The organism is Roseococcus thiosulfatophilus (genome assembly GCF_017311575.1).
Classification (GTDB): domain Bacteria; phylum Pseudomonadota; class Alphaproteobacteria; order Acetobacterales; family Acetobacteraceae; genus Roseococcus; species Roseococcus thiosulfatophilus.
In genome coordinates this window covers 1-21,163 of sequence record NZ_JAFFQY010000020.1, presented here as the reverse complement: position 1 = coordinate 21,163, position 21,163 = coordinate 1, and the positions used below count along the sequence as shown (strand labels likewise).

The 21,163-nt window shown below is 71.2% G+C and carries 17 protein-coding genes; 9 read left to right on the top strand and 8 right to left on the bottom strand.

What is annotated here, in order from left to right; all coding sequences use genetic code 11:
• Window position 1: 1 nt before the first annotated feature.
• From hpnH to JTN19_RS08975, 8 genes are all read right to left on the bottom strand, one after another.
• Window positions 2-1,165: an adenosyl-hopene transferase HpnH gene (hpnH, locus tag JTN19_RS09010; RefSeq protein WP_206931587.1), complete on the bottom strand. Its 1,164-nt coding sequence runs from the start codon at window positions 1,163-1,165 to the stop codon at window positions 2-4.
• Between the two features lie 70 nt (window positions 1,166-1,235).
• Window positions 1,236-2,291, bottom strand: a complete 1,056-nt coding sequence (locus JTN19_RS09005; RefSeq protein WP_206931586.1) for a 2Fe-2S iron-sulfur cluster-binding protein — start codon at window positions 2,289-2,291, stop codon at window positions 1,236-1,238.
• Entirely contained in the window at window positions 2,288-3,025 is a 738-nt protein-coding gene (locus JTN19_RS09000) for an FAD binding domain-containing protein (protein ID WP_206931585.1), read from the bottom strand. The genes JTN19_RS09005 and JTN19_RS09000 overlap by 4 nt, the downstream gene beginning before the upstream one ends.
• Window positions 3,022-5,352, bottom strand: coding sequence for a xanthine dehydrogenase family protein molybdopterin-binding subunit (locus JTN19_RS08995; protein WP_206931584.1), 2,331 nt, complete (start codon window positions 5,350-5,352; stop codon window positions 3,022-3,024). Before JTN19_RS08995 ends, JTN19_RS09000 begins: the two co-directional genes overlap by 4 nt.
• Before the next feature lie 5 nt (window positions 5,353-5,357).
• Entirely contained in the window at window positions 5,358-6,629 is a 1,272-nt protein-coding gene (locus JTN19_RS08990) for an amidohydrolase/deacetylase family metallohydrolase (RefSeq protein WP_206931583.1), read from the bottom strand.
• A 14-nt stretch (window positions 6,630-6,643) separates the two neighbouring features.
• Window positions 6,644-7,477: an ABC transporter permease gene (locus tag JTN19_RS08985; RefSeq protein WP_206931582.1), complete on the bottom strand. Its 834-nt coding sequence runs from the start codon at window positions 7,475-7,477 to the stop codon at window positions 6,644-6,646.
• Complete coding sequence (locus JTN19_RS08980) at window positions 7,474-8,238, bottom strand: ABC transporter ATP-binding protein (protein ID WP_206931581.1); 765 nt, start codon at window positions 8,236-8,238, stop codon at window positions 7,474-7,476. Before JTN19_RS08980 ends, JTN19_RS08985 begins: the two co-directional genes overlap by 4 nt.
• Window positions 8,238-9,308: an ABC transporter substrate-binding protein gene (locus JTN19_RS08975; protein ID WP_206931580.1), complete on the bottom strand. Its 1,071-nt coding sequence runs from the start codon at window positions 9,306-9,308 to the stop codon at window positions 8,238-8,240. The genes JTN19_RS08980 and JTN19_RS08975 overlap by 1 nt, the downstream gene beginning before the upstream one ends.
• Before the next feature lie 211 nt (window positions 9,309-9,519).
• On the opposite strand from JTN19_RS08975, the gene JTN19_RS08970 reads away from it, so the two are divergent.
• From JTN19_RS08970 to JTN19_RS08930, 9 genes are all read left to right on the top strand, one after another.
• Window positions 9,520-9,900 carry a MarR family winged helix-turn-helix transcriptional regulator gene (locus JTN19_RS08970; protein ID WP_206931579.1) on the top strand — a complete coding sequence of 127 codons (381 nt, stop codon included), beginning with the start codon at window positions 9,520-9,522 and terminating at the stop codon, window positions 9,898-9,900.
• 47 nt (window positions 9,901-9,947) lie between these two features.
• The gene (locus JTN19_RS08965; protein ID WP_206931578.1) at window positions 9,948-10,394 is read left to right on the top strand and encodes an MgtC/SapB family protein; all 447 of its coding nucleotides are present in this window, start codon (window positions 9,948-9,950) and stop codon (window positions 10,392-10,394) included.
• A 2-nt stretch (window positions 10,395-10,396) separates the two neighbouring features.
• Complete coding sequence (locus JTN19_RS08960) at window positions 10,397-11,080, top strand: hypothetical protein (protein WP_206931577.1); 684 nt, start codon at window positions 10,397-10,399, stop codon at window positions 11,078-11,080.
• 92 nt (window positions 11,081-11,172) lie between these two features.
• Window positions 11,173-12,189, top strand: a complete 1,017-nt coding sequence (locus JTN19_RS08955; RefSeq protein ID WP_206931576.1) for a putative 2-aminoethylphosphonate ABC transporter substrate-binding protein — start codon at window positions 11,173-11,175, stop codon at window positions 12,187-12,189.
• Between the two features lie 10 nt (window positions 12,190-12,199).
• Window positions 12,200-13,303: a putative 2-aminoethylphosphonate ABC transporter ATP-binding protein gene (locus tag JTN19_RS08950; RefSeq protein WP_206931575.1), complete on the top strand. Its 1,104-nt coding sequence runs from the start codon at window positions 12,200-12,202 to the stop codon at window positions 13,301-13,303.
• A gap of 43 nt (window positions 13,304-13,346) precedes the next feature.
• Window positions 13,347-14,981: a putative 2-aminoethylphosphonate ABC transporter permease subunit gene (locus tag JTN19_RS08945; protein ID WP_242531006.1), complete on the top strand. Its 1,635-nt coding sequence runs from the start codon at window positions 13,347-13,349 to the stop codon at window positions 14,979-14,981.
• Window positions 14,982-15,723: 742 nt separating this feature from the next.
• On the top strand, window positions 15,724-16,452 hold the full coding sequence (locus JTN19_RS08940; protein WP_206931573.1) for an ImuA family protein: 729 nt from the start codon (window positions 15,724-15,726) through the stop codon (window positions 16,450-16,452).
• The gene (locus tag JTN19_RS08935; protein WP_206931572.1) at window positions 16,452-17,813 is read left to right on the top strand and encodes a DNA polymerase Y subunit UmuC family protein; all 1,362 of its coding nucleotides are present in this window, start codon (window positions 16,452-16,454) and stop codon (window positions 17,811-17,813) included. Before JTN19_RS08940 ends, JTN19_RS08935 begins: the two co-directional genes overlap by 1 nt.
• Before the next feature lie 144 nt (window positions 17,814-17,957).
• Window positions 17,958-21,095 (top strand): error-prone DNA polymerase, encoded by a 3,138-nt coding sequence (locus JTN19_RS08930; protein ID WP_206931571.1) that lies wholly within the window; start codon window positions 17,958-17,960, stop codon window positions 21,093-21,095.
• Window positions 21,096-21,163: the final 68 nt, after the last annotated feature.

Sequence of the window (21,163 nt, the reverse complement as noted above, 5' to 3'; positions counted from 1 at the left end):
TTTATTCGGCCGCCTGCTGGGGCGCGGTGGCGCCGTGCTTCGCACCCTTCTTCGGCTCATGCGCCATGTCCTTCATCGCCTCCTGCACATGGCGGGAGAAGACGAATTCGGCCGGGCGCTGGTTCGAGAGGTCGATCTCCGGCGCCATCGGCCCCTCGGTGCGCGGGCCGCGCAGCTGGGCGGCGACGGCCTTCCAGGGCTTGGTGATGGCGTCCAGCGCGGCCGTCGCCTCGAAGCCCGAATGCACCATGCAGTCGGCGCATTTCTCGTAGTTGCCGACGCCGTACTTGTCCCAGTCGGTGCTGTCCATCAGCTCGGCGAACGTCTTGGCGTAGCCCTCGCCCAGCAGGTAGCAGGGGCGCTGCCAGCCGAAGATGTTGCGCGTGGGGTTGCCCCAGGGCGTGCACTTGTAGGACTGGTTGCCGGCCAGGAAATCGAGGAACAGGGGCGAGTTGCCCATCCGCCAGCCTTTCCCCTTGCCGCGAGCGAAGATGTCGCGGAACAGGTTCTTGGTGGCCTGGCGGTTCAGGAAGTGCTTCTGGTCCGGCGCGCGCTCATAGGCGTAGCCCGGCGAGAGCATGATGTTGTCCACGCCCATCGCCGTCACATCGTCGAAGAACTTCGCGGTGCGCTCGGGGTCGGCGTTGTTGAACAGGGTGCAGTTGATGGCGGTGCGGAAGCCGCGATCCTTCGCGTTCTTCAGCGCGGCCACGGCGCGGTCATAGACGCCTTCCTGGCTGACGGCCCAGTCATGCTGGGCGCGGTCGCCATCCAGGTGGATGTCCCAGATGAAGCGCGGGTGCGGCTTGTAGGCCTCGATCCGCTTGTCCAGCAGCAGGGCGTTGGTGCAGAGGATGACGATGCGGCCCTGGGCCAGCAGCCCTTCCACGATCTGCGGCATTTCCTTGTGCAGCAGCGGCTCGCCACCCGCGATGGCGACGACGGGGGCGCCGCATTCCTCGGCCGCACCCAGGCAATCCTCGACGGAGAGGCGCTTGTTAAGGATGGCGTCCGGATAGTCGATCTTCCCGCAGCCGGCGCAGGCCAGGTTGCAGCGGAACAAGGGTTCCAGCATCAGCACCAGGGGGAAGCGCTTGCGGCCCGCCAGCTTCTGGCGCACCACATAGGCCGCGACTTTCGCCTGCTGCGTCAAGGGGATACCCATTAGGCGCGCTCCGATTCCGGGAAAGGAAAGCACCGCTTACCATAGCCACAACCCCGGCGCGAGGGCCGCTTCATGCGCGGCGGCTGAACCAGCCCCGCACCAAGCGGCGCAGCAGGGACCAGAGCCCGGGGGCGGGTGGCGGCGCCTGGCCACGGGCCGCGCCTTCCAGGTTGCGGGCGAAATCCGCCGCCAGCCCGGCCACCACGCCCCGGACCAGGGAGGGCCGCGAGAATTGGGCGAGCGGCCCCGTCAGCCGCCAGCCGATGTCGAGGTGCAGACGACTGCCTTCGCCGTCGGGCTCCACCCGCCAGATGACCTCGCCCTCGGCGGCGTTGGCGCCCTCCGCGCCGCGGCCGCGCAACTCGCCGGTGCGCGTCGCGGCATCGAAACGTAGCGTGCCCTCGCCCGCGAAGCGCGCGGCGAGCGGGCCCAGGGCCACGCGGATTTCGCCCGCGATGGCCTCGCCCTCCCGGTGCAGCAGCCGCGCGCCGGGCAGGCAGGCGACGGCGCGGGCAGGGTCGGAGAGGATGGCCCAAGCGGCGTCGGGGGCGAGCGCCAGGGTCTCGGCGTGCTCCAGGCGGTTGGTCAGCGCGGCGGCGGGTGCCACGGCCACCGGCGGGGGTGCCGCGGGCGCCGCCACGACCGGGCGCGGCGCCGGCGCAGGCAGGGCGGGGCGCGTGGCCGCCACCTCCGCGATGGCGCGCACGATGCCGCGATACCCCGTGCAGCGGCAGAGATTGCCCGCCAGCTCCGCCCGGATGCGGTCCTCATCCACGGCGCCGAGGCGCGTCACGATGTCGCGCGCCGTCACCATCATCCCGGGCGTGCAATAGCCGCATTGCAGGGCGTGGTGGCGGTTGAAGGCGTCGCGCAGCGCAGCGGCGACGGGGTCCTCGTCCAGCCCCTCAATGGTGGTCACCTCCATCCCCGCCGCCTCATGCGCGTAGATGAGGCAGGAGCGCATGGGTTGCCCGTCCACCAGCACGGTGCAGGCGCCGCAGACGCCCTGCTCGCAGCCGAGATGCGTGCCGGTCAGGCCGCAATGCTCGCGCAGCGCGTCGGCCAGGTGGGTGCGGGCGGGGGCGGCGATGTCGCGCGCCTCGCCATTCACGGTCAGCGTGATCATGAATCCCTCATGGCCTGGGCGCGGGTGACGGCGATGGCGGCCAGGCGCTGCGCGGCGGGGTCGAGCCAAGGCAGGCGCGCGGGAATGTCCTCCACGCGGTCCAGCAAGGTGGGCGGGCCTTCCACCGCGCCGGCCAGCAGCCGCGTGGGCGTGGCGATGCCGATGGCCTTGGCGAATTCGCCGATCTTGCGGTTGATCTTGCAGTAGCCCCAGCGCGCGCCGGGCGGCTGGCGCGGGATTTCGACGGCGGTGATGATCTCGCCCGGTTCGAGCGCGGTGGTGAAGGGCGCGCGGAGGAAGCCATCCGCCGGGAGGCGCCGCCCGCCGCTGGTCAGGATGGTGGCCCCCAGCGCCGCCATGACACTGGGCCAATCCGCGGCCGGATCGGCATGGGCGAGGCTGCCGCCCAGCGTGCCGCGGTTGCGCACGGCGCGGTAGGCGATGCCGCCTGCCACATGGCGCATGAGGCCGTTGGTCACGTCGGGGACGCGGCCATCCTCGATCTCGGCATGGGTGGTGGCGGCGCCGAGGGTCAGGTGGGTCTCGGTCTCGGTGAAGCCGCGCAGGCCCGGCACGCGCTTGATGTCCACCAGGCGCTCGGGCCGCACCAGGCGCAGGTTCAGCATGGGGCCAAGGGATTGGCCGCCGGCCATCGGCTTGGCGCCGGTGGTGAGCAGGGCGCGCGCTTCGTCCAGCGTCGCGGCCGTGGCATGTTCGAAGGCGACGGGCTTCATGCCGCCCCACCGCGACCGGGGCGGCCGGGATGGGCCAACGCCGCCAGCACGCGCTCCGGCGTCGCCGGAATGTCCGTCACCTCGCGCCCAAGATGCGCGATGGCGTCGTTGATGGCGTTCACGATGGCGGCAGGGGGCCCTATGGCGCCGCTCTCGCCGATGCCCTTCTGTCCGAAGCGGCTGATGGGCGAGGGCGTCTCCATGTGCAGGATCTCGATATCCGGCACATCGGAGGCGCCGGGCAGCATGTAGTCCGCGAAGGTGGAGGCAAGGGGCTGGCCCGCCGCGTCATAGGGCATTTCCTCGAAGAGCGCGGTGCCGATGCCCTGCGCCGTGCCGCCCAGCACCTGGCCATCGGCCACCAGCGGGTTCAGCAGCACGCCGCCATCCTCCACGATGACATAGCGCAGCAGGTCCACATGGCCGGTGGCGGGGTCCACCTCCACCTCCACGGCGTGGGCCGCGTAGCTGAAGGTGCCGGTGTCCCGCATTGTCTTGTGGCCGGCGGTGCATTCCAGGCCGCGTGCCTGCATGGCCTCGGTCAGGTTCTGTGGCGCGCGGTGGAAGACGCGTGCCATCTCGGCCACGCTCACGCTGGCCGCGCCGGCGCGCACGGCACCGTCCTCGAACACGGCTTCAGGCGCCTGGAGCAGATGGCGGCCGATCGGCAGCAAGCGTTCGCGCAACTCGGTGCAGGCCTCGGCCACGGCGCCGCCCGCCATCACGGCGCAGCGGCTGCCCCAGGTGCCGGTGGAATAGGGCGTCAGCGCCGTGTCGCCATGGATGAGCCACACGCGCTCCACCGGCACGCCCAGGATTTCGTGCGCCACCTGGGCGAGGGTCGTCTCCATCCCCTGCCCGTGGCTGTGGACGCCCACGCGCAACTCCAGCCCGCCATCTGGCGTCAGGCGCGCCTGGCAGGGCTCGGCCCCCGGCACGAAGGGAATGCCCCAGCCGTGATAGACGCTGGTGCCGTGCGCGCCCTGCTCGCAAAAGATGGCGAAGCCTTGCCCGATCAGGCGACCATTGTCGCGCGCTTCGCGCTGGCGTTGCGCGAAGCCCTCGCGGTCCATGGCCTCCGCCGCGCGGCGCAGCGCCTCGGGGTAGTCGCCGCTGTCGAAGATCTTCTTTGTGACGTTGGTGTAGGGCATGTCCGCGGGGCCGGGCAGGTTCCGCAGCCGCACGGCGATGGGGTCGAGTCCCCCTGCCCGCGCCACCGCGTCCAGCGTGGTTTCCAGCGCGTAGCACACCCCCGTCCGTGCCACGCCGCGATAGGGCAGGATGGGCGGCTTGTTGGTGGCCACACTCCAGGTCCGGCAGCGATAGCGCGGCACCACATAGGGGCCGGGCAGGATGGAGCCGATCTGCGCACCCTCCAGGCAGGCACTGAAGGGGTAGGCGCTGTAAGCGCCCACATCCACATGCGCCTCGCAGTCCAGCGCCAGGATGGTGCCGTCATGGTCGGCATGGACTGTGATGTCGTAATGGTGCTCGCGGCAATTGGCCTGGCCAGCGAGGCCTTCGCGGCGGTCCTCGATCCAGCGCAGCGGGGTGCCCTCCAGGCGGCGGGCCAGCCAGCCGATGGCGACCTCCTCCTGCAGCAGGATGCCCTTGTAGCCGAAGCCGCCGCCCACATCAGGGCTGATGATCCGCACACTGGATTCCGGCAGGCCCAGGCATTCCGCCAGCCCCGTCTTGGTGACATGCACCATCTGGGAGGAGGTGTGCATCTCCAGCTGCGACAGCCGCGTGTCCCAGCGCGCGACCACGCCGCGGCCCTCCAGCGGGGCCATGTGCTGGCGCGCGGTGCGAAGGCGCCGCCGCACCACGATGGGCGCCTGCACGCCGCTGATGTCATCCTCCACCAGGGAATGCAGCACCACATTGTCCGGCCAGCCCTCATGGATGGGCGGGCCCGCGCGATGCGCCAGCATGTCGGTGGCGGGCGGCAACTCCTCGATGTCCAGCGTGATGGCGTCGAGGATGTCCTCCGCCTCGGCCCGCGTGGCGGCGACCACCATGGCGATGGGCTCGCCCACCTGGCGCACGCGGCCATTCGCCAAGGGCCATTGATCGGTGCGGCGGAAGCCCGGCAGGGCGGAGGGCGCGCGGATGGGCGCCACGCCGTCGAGGTCCGCCATGGTGAAGACCATGCTGCCCTGGGGTGCCCGCACGCCGCGCACAATGCCATGCGCCACCGGGCTGCGGAGGAAGGCCACCTCGCGCATGCCCGCCATGGCGATGTCCGCGACATAGCGGCCGCGGCCGCGCAGGAAACGGTCATCCTCCCGGCGCGGCAGTGGGGCGCCGACGCCCTGCTTGCCCATGCGTCTCAGGCGGCGATGGCGGCGGGCAGGATGGGCGCGGTGGCGTCGAAGCGCACGCCGCCCTTGAGGCAGAAGGCCGGCTGCAGCAGGCGGTCGGCGATGACCTCGGTGCCCTCATTGTCGGCCATCTTGAAGCGGCCGCGCAGATCCTCCAGCACCGAGACATCCGCCAGCGCGCCGACACGCAGCGTGCCGATGCCGTCATCCAGCTTCAGCATGGCGGCGGGGCCGGTGGTGACCATGGGCACCACGCGCTCGAAGGGCACGCCCAGCGCCATGAGTTCGCTCATCGCCAGCGTCAGCGAGAAGCGGGCCTTGCCGGTGAAGGGATGGTCCTCCTCCGGGTCCGAATGGTTGGCGGGCGTGCCGGGCGGGGCCGGGATGCGCGTGTTGTAGCCGTGCATGTCCGCACCCAGCGTGTCCGGCATGATGCCGGCGTCGAGGCTGATGCGCGCCATCTTGAAGCTGAAATGGCTGCCATGGCCGACATCCACCTTCAGCCCGGCATCGAGCGCGGCCTGCACCATGGCGTGCACCTTGCCCGTGCGCCGGTCCACGAAGCCGCCGGGGTGGCGGGTGAAGGGGTGGGCCAGGATGTCGCCCGGGCGCAGCAGGGGGATGACCAGCGGCAGGATCTCGTCCGGGTCCACGCCGTTGTTGCCCGTCTCGGGCGTGGGCCAGAGCTGGCCGAAATGGCAATAGACGGGAAGGTCCGCCTCGCGGCCGATCTGCGCGGCCTTCTTCAGCACCTCGAGGCCGTAGCGCGCCATGTTGCCGATCTCGGCATGGGCCTTCACGCCGCGCACCAGGCCGGGATTGGCGCGGGCGGCCTTCACGGTGGCGTCCACGTCCACATGCTCCGGCCCGTAGAGGGTCGGGTAGTAGTGCCCCTCCAGCCCGCCCACGACGTAGGCGCTGATGAAGCTGAAGACCCGCGAATGCGCGGGCTTGGCGATGAACTCGTTGAAGCCCGGCAGCGTCATGCAGGAGGCACCGCCCTGGTCCACCAGCGCGGTCACGCCGCTGTGCACGCCCGCCATGTCGGCCGGCAAACCAAAGCGGCCGGAGACATAGGTGTAGATATGCGCGTGCGTGTCCACCATGCCGGGCAGGACAATCTTGTCTTTGACCGAGACCACCTCGCGGGCCGAACTCGCCAGGATGTCGGGCTGGATGGCGGCGATGCGGCCATCCTTGATCGCCACGTCCATGATGCCGTCGAGCTGGCTCGCCGGGCAGACCACACGTCCGCCCTTCAGCAGGATGTCGTATTGCATGGTCGTTTCCCTCGTCAGTGTCCGTATTTGCGGAGGATGAGGCGCTCCAGCCCCGCCACCGCGCCGTAGAGCACGAGCCCCACCACGCAGAGCATGGCGATGGAGGCCATGATGAGCGACGTCTCGGCCTGGCTGGAGGCGAACAGGATCAGGTAGCCCAGCCCCGCCTGCGCCGTGATGAACTCACCCACGATCACGCCGATGATGGCGAAGGTGACCGCGATCTTGAGCCCCGAGAAGATGTGCGGCAGCGCATAGGGAAAGCGCACCGACAGGAACACCTGCCAGGAGCGTGCCGTCAGCGCCTTGCACAGCCGCAGCATGTCGGGGGGCGTGGCGTTCAGCCCCGTCAGCGTGGCGATCACCACCGGGAAGAAGGCGATGAACATGGAGAACGCCAGCCGCGAGGAGGAGCCGATGCCCAGCCACACGATGAACAGCGGCGCCAGCGCGATCTTCGGGATCAGCTGGAAGAAGATCACGTTCGGATAGAGCGCCGCATAGGCCCAACGCGAATAGGAGAGCAGCACGGCCAGCGCGATGCCCAGCACGGTGGCCAGCAGGAAGCCGATGGCGGCCTCAGTGCCCGTCGGCACGGCGTGCTGCACCAGGAAGGGCCAGGCGGAGATGATGCGCGCATAGATGGCCGATGGTGTGGGCAGGATCACCTCCGGCACCGCATAGGCGCGGCAGAGGAATTCCCACAGCAGCAGCACGGCGGCCGCGAAGGCCACCGGCAGCACGATCTGCGCGGCCGGGTGGCGCGAAAGGTCGCGCTTCTCGGCGTTGAGGGGGGCGGCGGGCGGCGCGGCCACCGGCGTCACGTCGCCCAGTTGCGTCGCGCTCATGCCGCCACCTTGATGCTGTGCTCGATCATGCCGCGCAGGCGCGCCACGATGGCGGTGAATTCGGGGCTGTCCTGCACGCTCTCGTCGCGCGGGCGGGCGAAGGGGATCTTCACATCGGCCACCACCACCGCCGGGCGCTTGGTCATGACCAGCACGCGGTCGGAGAGCAGCACCGCCTCGCGGATGGAGTGGGTGATGAAGATGCCCGTCTTGCGGTGCCGCGCCCAGAGGTCGAGCAGCACCAGCGCCATCTCGTCGCGCGTGATGGCATCCAGCGCGCTGAAGGGCTCGTCCATCAGCATGATGGAGGGGGTGTGGACCAGCGAACGGCACAGGGCCACGCGCTGCCGCATGCCGCCCGAGAGTTCGCGCGGGCGCTTGTCCATGAAGTCGCCGAGGCCCACGGAGTGCAGAAGTTCCTCCGCGCGTGCCACGTATTTCTCGCGCGGCAGCCGCATCATCTTGATGGGGAAGAGCACGTTGTCGCGGGCCGAGAGCCAGGGCAGCAGTGTCGCGTCCTGGAACACCAACCCCGCATCCCGCCGCGGCCCCGTCATGGGCTGGCCGCCGATGGTGATGCTGCCGGCGGTGATGCTCTCCAGCCCCGCCAGCATCATCAGCAGCGTGGATTTGCCGCAGCCGGAGGGGCCGAGGATGGAGACGAACTCCCCCTCGGCGATGTCCACCGAGACACCGGCCACCGCCTCGATCGGCCCGGCCGGCGAGGCATAGGTCTTGCGGACTCCACGCAGGCTGATCATCAGCCGAGCATCGCGCCGAAGGGGGCGAGGCGCGTGCGCTGCGCCTCCCATTCCGCCGGGGTCAGCTTGATGCGGCCGGCGAAGCGGTTGGAGATGATGGCGTCGGTGTCCGGGCGGCGGGCATCGGCCGGCGCGCCGAATTCCATCACCAGGTCGGTCATGGCGTTCCACTTGGCCATGTCGGTGAAGCCCAGGCCGTTGTCGATGGCCTCGGGCGCGAGCATGGTCCACTGCATCAGGCCCTGCGACAGGGCGGCGTTCTGCCGCCCGCCCTGGGTGATGCCGATCTCGGGCACCTGGCGCACGAACATGTCCAGCGCGCGGTCGGGCTCGCGCAGTTGCAGCGCCGCGGCTTCCAGCAGGGCGTCGGTCACGGCCTCGGCCTGGGCGGCGTTGTTGCGCAGCGTCTCGGGGCGCGTGCAGATCACGTTGGCGTAGAAGTTCAGCCCGGCCGAGGAATAGGGGATGAAGCGGTGCTCCGCCCGCTGCGCCTGCATCACCGGAATGGTGGAGGAGCCGATGGCCGTGATGGCGTCCACCTGCCGGTCGATCAAGGACCGCTCCAGCACGCGGTTGTCCATCTGCTGGATGGTGACGGTGGAGAGGTCAATGCCCGCGCGCCGCGCGAAGGCCGGCCAGAAGGGGAATTCCGCGCTGGTGGGCACCGCGCCGATGCGCTTGCCCTCCAGGTCCTTCGCGGTGCGGATGGGGCTGTCGGCGCGGATCGCGATGCCCATGGTCATGTCGTAGTTCACGGTGGCCATGCCCGTGATGGGCAGTTGCCGCGCCGCGGCCAGCACCATGGGGCCCGCGCCCACGATGGCGTATTCGAACTGCCCCTGCGCCAGGGCCTGGGCGGCGGCGACCGAGCCGAAGCCGCGCGTCACCTCCACGTTCAGCCCGCGGCTGCGGAAGGCGCCCATCTCGCGCGCGATGAAGGCATAGGCGGTGGACCCCTGCGCCAGCCAGGGCAGCGTCAGCCGGATGGCGGCCTGGGCGCGCGCGATCTGGGGTGTGGCCAGGAGGGCGGTGCCGGCGGCAAGCGCGGTGCGGCGGGACAGCAAGGGCATGGGCGGGCTCCAGCGCGATATTGCGTGTACGGAGCATCTGTGCCCTTCACCTATGGCCGCGCGCAACCGCCATACGGACCCGCCTGTGATGAAAACCCGAGCCTCCGCCCAGGATCAGGGCAGTTCTGCCCCCATGCCGCCCGGAAGTGAGGCAGAAGGCCCCCTCCCCGCTTGGCCGCTTGCGGAACGCCCCGGGCTGCTCATCCGGCGGTTGCACCAGCTCCACCTGGCGCTCTTTGCCGCCCAGGTGCGGGGCCGCATCACGCCGGTGCAGTTCAGCCTGCTCAGCGCGCTCGCCGCCCGCGGCAGCGCCGACCAGACCACGCTCGCCGCCGATGTGGCGCTGGACCGCAGCACCGCCGCCGCCACCCTCGCGCGCATGGAGGCGCATGGCTGGATCGCGCGCGGGCGCGACGACGCCGATGGCCGCGCCAGGCTCTGCCGCATGTCCGAGGCAGGGCGTGCACTGCTGGCCCAGGTGGAGCCGCTGGCACGCGAGGCGCACCGCCAGACCCTGGCCGCTTTGCCGCGCGAGGACGCCGCGACCCTCATGGCGCTGATGCGCGCCGCGCTGGGGCCCGCGTCCGGCTGAGGGCAACGTCCGCGCCTGCCGGGTGTTCTGCCCCGGAAGGAACGCCCATGGATTTCGTCACGAGCTTCCTCGCCTCCTCATGGCCGCATATGCGGGACCTGGTGGTGGCCTATGTGCTGGCCCTCGTCATCGGCTGGAACCGCGAGCGCGCGACGCGCAGCGCGAGGCTGCGGACCTTCCCCCTGGTGGCGGTGGCGAGCTGCGGCTTCATGCTCTCGGTCGAGGGCATCAGCGAGCACGACAACGAGGCCGCCGCGCGCGTGCTGACGGGCGTCGCCACCGGCATCGGCTTCATCGGCGCCGGCGCCATCATGAAGGGCGGCGACGAGGTGCATGGCACCGCCACGGCGGCCGCCATCTGGGCCACGGGCGCCATCGGCGCCGCGGTGGCGCTGGGCGCGCATCACATCGCGGTGGCCATCACGGTCTTCACCGCGGGCACGCTCTATCTGCTGACGCCGCTGAAGCCCCACACGCCGGATGATGAGGCGTGAACGTGCCGACAACCCCCGCCTGGCTCGCCCCCCTGCTGGTCCTGGGGCTGGCCGCCGTGCATGCGCGGGGGCGCTGGCCGCTGCGAAACCCCTGGCGCTCGGCCGCGGCGGGGGCGTCCGTGGCCTACATCTTCCTGCACCTCATGCCGCAGCTGGCGGCGGCGGAAGCGGCGCGGGGCGTGGCGTCGGAGGTGGTGTTCTTCGCGCTGGCGCTGGCGGGCCTCGTCACCTTCTACGGGCTGGAACACGCGCTGCGCCGCCATGATGAGGGGCGCGCCCACTCCAGCATCTTTCACCTGCATGTGGCGGCCTTCGCCCTCTACAGCCTCACCATCGGCTACCTGATGATGCAGCGCGAGGAGGAGGGCGTGCTGTCCCTGCTGCTCTATGCCGGGGCCATGGCGCTGCATTTCCTGGCCAGCGACAGCAGCCTGCGCGTGGGCCATCGCGCCGCCCAGGCGGCCCGGGCCCGCTATGTCCTGGCCGGCGCCGTGCTGCTGGGCGGCGCGCTGGGGGCTGGCCTCCGCGCGCCGCCGCTGTTGGTGGACGCGCTCTTCGCGCTGGTCGCGGGCGGCATCGTGCTGAACGTGCTGAAGGAAGAGCTGCCGGATGAGGCCGGCAGCCATTTCGGCGGCTTCGCCCTGGGCGCCGCCCTCTACGGCACGCTGCTGCTGGCCCTGGAGTAGCGGGCGGATTTCACGCAGATGTCACGCCACGCACATTCCCTTGGCGGCGTGGGGATGCAACCTCCGATGGTCATCCGCGAAGGGACCCGCCCATGCGCCGCCTGCTTCTGACCAGCCTCGCCTTCCTCGCCCTCGGCAGCGCCGCCGAGGCGCAGAGCCGCACCCGCCTGACGGTCTACACCGCGCTGGAGAACGAGCAGCTCGCCCCCTTCAAGGCTGCGGCCGAACGCGCGGTGCCCGGCATCGAGATCGCCTGGGTGCGCGACAGCACGGGCATCATCACCGCCCGCCTGATCGCCGAGCGCGCCAACCCCCGCGCCGACGTGATCTGGGGCCTTTCGGTGTTCAGCCTGCTGGCGCTGGAAGGCCAGGACATGCTGGAGCCCTACACGCCCTCCGGCGCGGCCGCCCTTCGCCCCAATTTCCGCAGCAGCCGCGAGCCGATGACCTGGACGGGCATGGACGCCTTCGTCTCGGCCATCTGCTTCAACCGCGTGGTGGCGGCGCAGCGCGGCCTGCCACGGCCCACCAGCTGGGCGGACCTGTTGCAGCCCGCCTTCCGTAACCAGGTGGCGATGCCCAACCCCGCCTCCTCCGGCACGGGGTTCCTGACCATGGCGGGCTGGATCAGCAGCCAAGGCGAGGCACCGGCCTGGGACTTCATGACGCGGCTGCACGACAACATCCAGGTCTACACCCACTCCGGCAGCGCGCCCTGCAACAACGCGGCGCGCGGCGAATACGCGGTGGGCCTCAGCTTCGACATGCGCTCGGTGGCGCTGCGCAACCAGGGCGCGCCGATTGACGTGATCGTGCCGACCGATGGCGTGGGCTTCGACCTGGAGGCCACCGCCATCCTGCGCGGCACCCGCAACCTCGACGCCGCGCGCCGCCTGGTGGACTGGACCGTGTCGCGCGAGGCCAACGAACTCTACGGCCGCTTCTACGCGCTGGTCGCCCACCCCGAGGCCGTGACCACCGTGCAGAACTATCCCGCCGACTTCGCCGAACGCCTGGTGAACCAGGATTTCGCGGCCCTGGCCGGCCGGCGCGACGAGCTGCTGCGCGAGTGGGCCCGCCGCTTCGACGGCAAGTCCGCCCCGCGCTGAGGCCCGCCCCTTGGACCTCGCGGCGCGGGCCGTCGCGGCCGGCATCTACCTGACGGTGCAGGAGGTCACGAAGCGCTTCGGCCGCTTCGTGGCGCTGGACCGGGTCTCGCTGGAGGTCCGCGAGGGCGAGTTCGTCTCCTTCCTCGGCCCCTCGGGCTGCGGCAAGACCACGCTGCTGCGCGCCATCGCGGGGCTCGACCCGCCGAGCGAGGGGCGCATCGTGCAGGCCGGGCGCGACATCACCCACCTGCCGCCCGGCGAGCGCGATTTCGGCATCGTCTTCCAGTCCTACGCGCTGTTTCCCAACCTCGATATGCGGGCGAACATCGGCTACGGGCTGCGCGGCCCGGCCTGGCCGCGCGCCAAGGCCGCCGCGCGCGTGGAACAGCTCATCGCCATGGTCGGGCTGGAGGAACACGCGCGCAAATACCCCGCGCAACTCTCGGGCGGGCAGCAGCAGCGGGTCGCGCTGGCGCGCGCGCTGGCCAACCATCCGGGGCTGCTGCTGCTGGACGAGCCACTCTCGGCGCTGGACGCCACCGTGCGCGCGCGGCTTCGCACCGAGATCCGCGCGCTCCAGAAGGCGCTCGGCGTCACCACCATCATGGTCACGCATGACCAGGAGGAGGCGCTGTCCGTCTCCGACCGCATCGTGGTGATGCGCGAGGGGCGGATCGAGCAGATCGGCACGCCCGAGGAGGTCTATCGCCGCCCCGCCACGGCCTTCGTGGCGGGCTTCGTGGGCCGCACCGGCAGCTTCCGTGCGGAGGTGGAACACCCGCATGCCGCGACGCCACGGCTGCGCGCGGGGCCCGTCTCGCTGGCCGCCACCGCCGCCGCCTCCCTCTCGCCCGGCGAGGCCGCGCACGCCTTCATCCGCCCCGAGGATGTGCGCCTGGGCGATGATGCGCTGGGCCATGAGGGCGCCTTCCAGGCCGTGGTCACGGGGGTGGAGTTCCTCGGCCCCGTCTGCCGCGTCCATCTGCTGGCCGAGGGCGTGGCGCTGGAGGCGGAACTGCCCTCGAGCGAGATCGGCAAGCTCGGCCTCGGCCATACCGCGCGCCTCTGGGTCGCGGTGCCGGCCGAGCGCATCATGACCTATCCGGATGCCTGACGGCGGCAGCTTCCGCCCGCGCGCCTCGGACGAGCAGCGGTTGATGAGGCTGGCGCTCGGAGGGGCCGCGGCCTTCCTGCTGTTGGGGCTGGTCCTGCCGCTGGCCTGGCTTTTCGCGCGCGCCTTCCAGGATGCCTCAAGCGGCTTCGTGGGCCTGGCCAACTTCGCCGAATACGTGGCGACGCCGAACCTCGCCGCATCGGCCTGGAACAGCCTCTGGACGGCGGCGCTGACCACGCTGCTGGTGGTGCCGGCGGCCTTTCTCTATGCCTACGCCCTCACGCGCTCCCGCATGCCGGGCAAGCCCGTGTTCCGCGCGGTGATGCTGCTGCCGGTGCTGGCGCCCTCGCTGCTGCCGGCGCTGGCGCTGGTCTACCTCTTCGGCAACCAGGGCATGCTGCGCGGGCTGCTGATGGGCGAGAGCCTCTATGGCCCCATCGGCATCATCATGGCGCAGGTCTTCTACTGCTTCCCGCATGCGGCGCTGATCTTGTGCGTGGCGCTGTCGGGCGCGGATGGGCGGCTCTATGAAGCGGCGGCCGCGCTCAAGGCCGGGCGGGGGCGCATCTTCCTGACGGTGACGCTGCCCGGCGCGCAAGGCGGGCTGATCTCGGCCGCCGTCGTGGTCTTCACCCTGGTGGTGACGGATTTCGGCATTCCGAAAGTGATCGGCGGGCAATTCCCCGTGCTGGCGACCGAGGTCTACAAGCAGGTCGTCGGCCAGCAGAATTTCAACATGGGCGCAGTGGTGGGCCTCGTGCTGCTGCTGCCGGCGGTGGGCGCCTTCCTGCTGGACCAGTGGGCGCGGCGGCGCCAGGGCGGCTTCCTCTCGGGCCGCGCGGTGCCGCTGGAACCCAAGCCGCGCCCGGCGCGTGACCTGCCGCTGCTGGCCTTCTGCACGCTCGTCGCGGCACTGTTGCTGCTGGTGGTGGGGCTGGCCGTCTGGGGCAGCTTCATCCGCTTCTGGCCGTGGAACCTCGAACTCACCCTCGACAATTATGAGTTTGGGCGCTTCGACAGCGCGGGCTGGGGCAGCCTCTGGACCTCGGTGCGGATGGCCGCGATGGCGGCGCTGATCGGCACCGCGCTGATCTTCGTGGTGGCCTGGATGGTGGAGCGCGGGCGCGTTTCCGGCCCTCTGCCGCGGCTGGTGGGCTTCGCCACCGCCATCCCGCTGGCCGTGCCGGGGCTGGTGCTGGGCCTCGCCTATATCCTGTTCTTCAACGACCCGTGGAACCCGCTGGGCTTCCTCTACGGGACGCTGGCCATCCTGGTGCTGAACTCGCTGGTGCACTTCTACACCGTCTGCCACTTGGCGGCGGTGACGGCGATCCGGCAACTCGACCCGGAATTCGAGGCGGTCAGCGCCAGCCTGAAGGTGCCGCTCTGGGTCACCTTCACGCGCGTCACGCTGCCCATCTGCCTGCCGGCCATCCTGGAGATCTTCGTCTATCTCTTCGTGAACGGCATGGCGACGGTCTCGGCCGTGATCTTCCTCTATGGGCCCGACACCAAGCCCGCCTCGGTGGCCGTGGTGCACATGGAGGAGGCGGGGCAGATCAGCGCCGCCGCCGCCATGGCGGTCGCCATTCTGCTGGTGAATGTCGCGCTGAAGGCGCTGCACCTGGCCATGGCGGGGCGGGTGGAGCGTTGGACCCAGGCCTGGCGCCGTCGCTAGACCTTCGATCAGCGGCGATTCCATCCATGGAAATCGGAGCATGACGGCAGGAAAGGCCGCTTCAGGTCACGGTGGCGCACGGGAGTGACTGCACCAAGGGACTTCCGGAAGGATAGGCTGTGGCCATCGGAGAACCACGGGCCCCGTCGGGCCCGGATTTCGTCCCGAGGATGTCATCCACCGGACCGCGCCGCCCCGTTCGGGCCTCCGGAGCCGCGCGCGCCAAGTTCTTCCGCCCACCAGGGCACCTCAGCGAAATCCTTCAAGCATCTCGAATCCCTCGCATGTTCCCTGTGCCGCGTTTTCGTGCAGATCTGAGGGAGGCCAGGAAACCCGCCGCTTCCAAGACCAGGCGGACGGCCTTGCCCACAGGCTTGCCCACAGGTTTCGTGGATAATTCGCTGTCGCGCCGGGCGCGCGTGGCTATCAGCCGTGGCGTGAAGGCGCGCTGATCGAGGTGATCCCAAGACGGTCCGCGCGAACCGGCGGCCGAAGCTGGACCTCGTCCCGAATACGCTGAACGGGGGCCCGAAAAGCGCCGCATCCCGTGCGTGGTGGCCGGCTGGGCAGGCGGCTGGCGGGAGGCCAAGGCAGGAGCGCGGATGTGCCCGCGATCCCGTGGGATGGGCGAGCGTTCTGGCCGGACAAGCAAATCATTCCAGCTTCTTGGCCTTATTCTGATATAAATCCTAATTATCTTGACGAATGGGGGGTATATAGCTTCAACTAAGAATGAAATCTTATGTCAGCCCCTCTCACCCTTCCCCCCAACCGCAGCGCCGCCCTGGCCAGGCTCCGGGATCGGCTGGCCAGGCTGGACCGCACCGCGCAGGACCGCGCCACACTCCCCCTCGCGCCCGAGATCAACCAGCACCTCCCCTGGGGCGGCCTGCCCCTCGCGGGGCTGCATGAGCTGCTCTCCGACGCGCCCGGCCATGCCACCGCCTTCGCCGCCCTGCTGCTGGCCCGGGCCCAGGCCCGGCTGACCCGACGCGCCGCCCTCTGGATCGCGGCCGAGCCCGACGCCTACATGCCCGGCCTCGCCGGCCTCGGCCTCGATGCCACCCGGCTTTTCCTGCTGCGCGCGCCCCGCCAGCGCGACGCGCTCTGGGCGGCGGAGGAGGCGCTGCGCTCCCCCGCCACCGCCGCCGTGCTGCTGCTGGGCGCCCGCACCCTGGACATGACCGCCGCGCGCCGCCTCCAGCTGGCCGCGGAGACGGGCGGCGGCATCGCCCTCCTATTGCGGGAGGAGGCCTCCACCCCCGGCCCGACCACCGCCCTGACCCGCTGGCGCATCACCCCCCGCGCCCTGTCCGCCACGCCCCACCATCTGGGCCCTCCCGCCTGGGAGGTCACGCTGCTGCGCGCGCGGGGCGGCCAACCCGGAACCTGGCTGCTGGAATGGGACCAGGCCACGGGCCAGCTCGCCACCCCCGCCGCCGCGCCGGCGGCCGAGCGGAGGCGCGCCTGATGGCCGGCCGCCGCTGCGCCCGCACCCCCGCCTTGCCCCTGCCCATGCCGGAGCGGCGGCTGCGCCCGCCCGCCCCCCTCCCCGCCTCGTCCGAACCTGCCACGGGGCGCCGACGCTTCCTGGTGCTGCATGGCCCAGGCATCGGCGAGATGGCGGCCTGGGCGCTGCGCTTCTCGCCCCTGGTGGGGCGCCTCGGTCCTGACGCGCTGCTGATCGAAACCACCGGCCTGCCCGAGGCCGAGCCCGCCCTGCTCGCCCGGGTGCTGGCCGCCTTCGAGCGCGCGGGCCTGCCCGCCACCGGCCTGCTGGGCGCGGCCCCGGCCGCCCTGGGTGCGCTGCTACGCGCGGGCCACCCCTCCGCCGTGCTGACCCCGGCGGAGGAGGCGGCCGCCCTGCCGCATCTGCCCGTCACCGCCCTTGCCTTGCCGCCTGAGACCATCCTGGCCCTGCACCGCCTGGGCCTGCGGGACCTGGCCGCGCTGGAGGCGCAGCCCCGCGCGCCGCTCGCCCGCCGCTTCGGGGGGGTGCTGATGACGGAGCTCGCCGCCCTGCGCGGCGCCGTCGCGCCCTACACCCCCATCCGCACCCCGCCCCGCCATGTCGCGGCGCGGGACTTTCTCGAACCTCTGCTCACCGCCCCGGCCCTGGCACACGCACTGCACCGGCTTGTGGTCGAGCTGTGCGAGGGGCTGAATGCCGAGGGCCAGGGGGCAAGGGTGCTCCGCCTCACCGCCTTCCGCGGCGACGGGAGCTGGCAGGAGCTGGGCCAAGGCCTTGGCCAGGCCAGCCGCGACCCTGGCCATGTTGAGCGCCTTCTCGCCCGCCGCATCGAGGAGCTGCGCCCCGAATTCGGCTTCGAGCGGATGATGCTGGCCGCCCCCGTCACCGAATGGCTGGACGCCCAGCAAGCCGCCCTGGCGCCCGAGGCCGGGCCGGAGGAGGCGCTGCCCCAACTGCTCGACCGGCTGGGTCAGCGGCTGGAGGTGTGGCGCCTCATCCCCCATGCCTCGCACTGGCCGGAGCGCGCGCAGCGCCGCGCCTCGCCCTTCGCGCCCGCCGCACCGTTCACCCCCGCCCCGCGCCCGCTGCGCCTGCTGCGCCGACCCCTGCCGCTCGAGGCCGTGGCGCTGCTGCCGGATGCGCCCCCCAGCCTGCTGCGCCATGGCGGCCGGGCCGAGCGCGTGGTCAGCGCCGAGGGGCCCGAGCGGCTGACGCCCGAATGGTGGCAACCCGGCCGCCAGGCCCCGCCGCGCGACTATTACCGCGTGCAGCTGGCCTCCGGCGCGCGCTGGTGGGTGTGCCGCCGCGGCGAGCCCGGAACCCCCGACGCCCGCTGGTTCCTGCATGGGTATTTGTGTTGATGCCCTCAAGCGCCGGGCGCGGCCTCCGGCCGCTTGGCTTCGCCGCGCCGCGGATGCGCCGGGCCGTGCGGGCGGTTGGGCGGCGCCGGCCGCTGTGCGGCCGGATGCTCTTGAGGATCGCGCCTGCTTTCGGGGGGGCGCCTGATGTTTGGTGAGCCGGCGGCGCTCTCGAACTTCACCTTCCTGAACGGCGCTTCGCATCCGCAGGAGCTGGCGGCGACGGCGCGTGCCCTGGGCCATACCGCGCTGGGCATCGCCGACCGCAACTCCATGGCCGGGCTGGTGCGCGGCATGGTGGCCTGCGAGCAGGCGGGGCTGCGCTTCCTGCCCGGTGTGCGGCTGTGCCTCACGGATGGCAGCGAATACCTGGCCTGGCCCACCGACCGCGCGGCCTATGGGCGGCTCTGCGCCCTGCTGTCCGCCGCACGGATGGAGGCGCCCAAGGGCGAATGCCCCATGGGCTTCGCGGACCTGCTCGGTGCCGCCGAAGGCCAGGTGCTGGCCCGCATCGCGCCCGCCACGCCCGACGCCGCCTTCGCCACCCGTCACGCGCGCGAGGCCCGCGCCCTGCGCGAGCGACTGGCCATGCCCCTGCTGCTCGCCGCCGCGCATCGCGCCAGCGGCGCCGACCGCCACCGCCTCGACACCCTCTCGGCCCTCCCCGAAGCGCGGCTGATCGCGGCCGGCGGCGTGCGCTATCACGCTCCCATCCGCCAGCGCCTGGCCGATGTGCTGACGGCCATCCGCCTCGGCTGCACGGTGGACCGGCTGGGCCTCGCGGCCGAGCCCAATGCCGAGGCCTGCCTCAAGCCCGAGGCGGAACTGCGCCGCCTCTTCCAGGGGCATGAGGAGGCGCTGGACCGGGTGGATCAGGTTCTCGACACCTGCCGCTTCTCGCTGCGGGACCTGGCCTATGAATATCCGGACGAGATCCTCGACCCCGGCCGCACGCCGCAGGAGACGCTAGAGGCGCGCGTGGCCGCCGCGGTGCGCGAATGCTGGCCGCGGGGCGTGCCGGAGCGCGTGGCGGCGCAGATCGCGCATGAGCTCGCCCTCATCGGCAAGCTGAACTACGCGCCCTATTTCCTGACGGTGCACGAGATCGTGCGCTACGCGCGTGGCCAGGGCATCCTCTGCCAGGGGCGTGGTTCGGCCGCCAATTCGGCGGTGTGCTTCGTGCTGGGCATCACGGCCGTGCCACCCGACAAGCACGAATTGCTGTTCGAGCGCTTCATCAGCGAAGCCCGTGACGAGCCGCCCGATATCGACGTGGATTTCGAGCATGAGCGGCGCGAGGAGGTCATCCAGCACATCTACGCCCGCTATGGCCGCGACCGCGCCGCCATCGCCGCCACTGTCATCCGCTTCCGTGACCGCAGCGCCATCCGCGAGGTGGGCAAGGCGCTGGGCCTGTCGGAGGACATCACCGCGCCACTCGCCAAGGCGGCCTGGGGTTCGGAGGATCTGGGCTGGGAGGGCATCGCGCGGGAGCAGGGTTTCGACCCGGAGGAGCCCCGGCTGCGCCTGGCCTGCGAACTGGCCTCCGAAATCCAGGATTTTCCACGGCACCTGGCCACGCATGTGGGCGGCTTCGTGATCACGCGCGGCAAGCTGACCGAGCTTTGCGTGGTCACGCGCGCCGCGATGGAGGACCGCCACACCATCGAATGGGACAAGGACGACATCGAGGCGCTGCGGATGCTCAAGGTGGATGTGCTGGGGCTGGGCATGCTCTCCTGCATCCGCCGCGCGCTGCACATGCTGGGCAAGAGCAGCCTGAACGACATCGAGCAGGATGACGGCCCCACTTACGAGATGCTCTCGCGCGCCGACAGCCTGGGCGTGTTCCAAGTGGAGAGCCGCGCGCAGATGAACATGCTGCCGCGCCTCAAGCCCGAAAAATTCTATGACTTGGTCATTCAGGTCGCGATCGTGCGGCCCGGACCCATCCAGGGCGACATGGTTCATCCTTATCTGCGGCGTCGCAACGAAAAAGAACCGCGGGACGTGCCCCCGGGGCTTGAGGCGGTTCTGGAGAAGACGCTGGGCGTGCCACTCTTCCAGGAACAGGCGATGAAGATCGCAATCGTGGGCGCGGGCTTTTCCCCCGCGCGGGCGGACCAGCTGCGTCGCGCCATGGCCACCTTCAAGCGCAATGGCGACCTGCCGCAGTTCCGCGCGGAGTTCCTGGAAGGCATGGCGCGCAACGGCTACGACCCCGGCTTCGCCGAACGCTGCTTTCGCCAGCTGGAGGGCTTCGGCACCTATGGCTTCCCGGAAAGCCACGCGGCGAGCTTCGCGCACCTCGTCTACATCTCGGCCTGGATCAAGTGCCACCACCCGGCGGTCTTCGCGGCGGCGCTGCTGAACAGCCAGCCCATGGGCTTCTACGCGCCGGCGCAGATCGTGCGCGATGCGCGCGAGCATGGGGTGCGGGTGCTGCCCGTGGACGTCACGCGCAGCGATTGGGACTGCACCTTGGAGGCGGGCGCGCTGCGCCTGGGCCTGCGCCAGGTGTCGGGGCTGTCCGAGGCGGCAGGGCGGCGCATCGCCGCCGCGCGTCCCTTCCGGGACCTGCCAGAGCTGGTGCGCCGCGCTGATCTGGACCGCCGCGCCGTGGAGCAGCTGGCTGAGGCGGATGCACTGCGCGGCCTGGGGCTGGACCGGCGCGAAGCCCTCTGGGCGGCCGCGGCGGTGGAGGGCGAGGTGGCGCTGGATGCCCCCATGCGGGAGGCTGCGCCACGCCTGCCCCTGCCCAGCGCCGGTGAGCGCGTGGTGCTGGACTATGCCAGCACTGGGCTGACGCTGGGGCCGCACCCGCTGGCGCTGCTGCGCCCGCGTTTGGCCGCGATGCGCTGTTCCGACACCCGCGCCCTGGCCGGGGCGCGGCAGGGGGCTTGGCTGCGCGTGGCGGGGCTGGTGCTGGTGCGCCAGCGCCCCGGCAGCGCCAAGGGGGTGATGTTCTTCACGCTGGAGGATGAACACGGGACCGCCAACCTGGTGCTCTATGCCGACCTGCAGCGCCGCTTCCGGCGAGAAGTGGTGTCCGCCCGGCTGCTGCTGGCCGAGGGGCGGGTGGAGCGCACGGAGGCGCGGGTGCCCATCCTCCATTTGATCACGCGGCGGATCGAGGATGGGTCGCACCTGCTGGGCGGCCTTGATGACGCGGCCTTCGATACCGCACTTGCGCGGGCGGATGAGGTGGGGCGGGGTGGCCTGGGGCCGAGACGGATGAGGGGGGCAATGCCGGCCTTGGCGCAGCCCAGCCGGGATTTTCGGTAAGGCCCAGAACGCAAAAACGCCCGCGATCCTGTGGGATGGCGGGCGTTTTGGGGAAGTACTGGGAACGT

Bases quoted from the DNA above. Each gene is read 5' to 3' on its own strand.
- hpnH (WP_206931587.1), bottom strand. From the start codon at position 1,165: ATGGGTATCCCCTTGACGCAGCAGGCGAAAGTCGCGGCCTATGTGGTG.
- JTN19_RS09005 (WP_206931586.1), bottom strand. From the start codon at position 2,291: ATGATCACGCTGACCGTGAATGGCGAGGCGCGCGACATCGCCGCCCCC.
- JTN19_RS09000 (WP_206931585.1), bottom strand. From the start codon at position 3,025: ATGAAGCCCGTCGCCTTCGAACATGCCACGGCCGCGACGCTGGACGAA.
- JTN19_RS08995 (WP_206931584.1), bottom strand. From the start codon at position 5,352: ATGGGCAAGCAGGGCGTCGGCGCCCCACTGCCGCGCCGGGAGGATGAC.
- JTN19_RS08990 (WP_206931583.1), bottom strand. From the start codon at position 6,629: ATGCAATACGACATCCTGCTGAAGGGCGGACGTGTGGTCTGCCCGGCG.
- JTN19_RS08985 (WP_206931582.1), bottom strand. From the start codon at position 7,477: ATGAGCGCGACGCAACTGGGCGACGTGACGCCGGTGGCCGCGCCGCCC.
- JTN19_RS08980 (WP_206931581.1), bottom strand. From the start codon at position 8,238: ATGATCAGCCTGCGTGGAGTCCGCAAGACCTATGCCTCGCCGGCCGGG.
- JTN19_RS08975 (WP_206931580.1), bottom strand. From the start codon at position 9,308: ATGCCCTTGCTGTCCCGCCGCACCGCGCTTGCCGCCGGCACCGCCCTC.
- JTN19_RS08965 (WP_206931578.1), top strand. From the start codon at position 9,948: ATGGATTTCGTCACGAGCTTCCTCGCCTCCTCATGGCCGCATATGCGG.
- JTN19_RS08955 (WP_206931576.1), top strand. From the start codon at position 11,173: ATGCGCCGCCTGCTTCTGACCAGCCTCGCCTTCCTCGCCCTCGGCAGC.
- JTN19_RS08945 (WP_242531006.1), top strand. From the start codon at position 13,347: ATGAGGCTGGCGCTCGGAGGGGCCGCGGCCTTCCTGCTGTTGGGGCTG.
- JTN19_RS08940 (WP_206931573.1), top strand. From the start codon at position 15,724: ATGTCAGCCCCTCTCACCCTTCCCCCCAACCGCAGCGCCGCCCTGGCC.
- JTN19_RS08935 (WP_206931572.1), top strand. From the start codon at position 16,452: ATGGCCGGCCGCCGCTGCGCCCGCACCCCCGCCTTGCCCCTGCCCATG.
- JTN19_RS08930 (WP_206931571.1), top strand. From the start codon at position 17,958: ATGTTTGGTGAGCCGGCGGCGCTCTCGAACTTCACCTTCCTGAACGGC.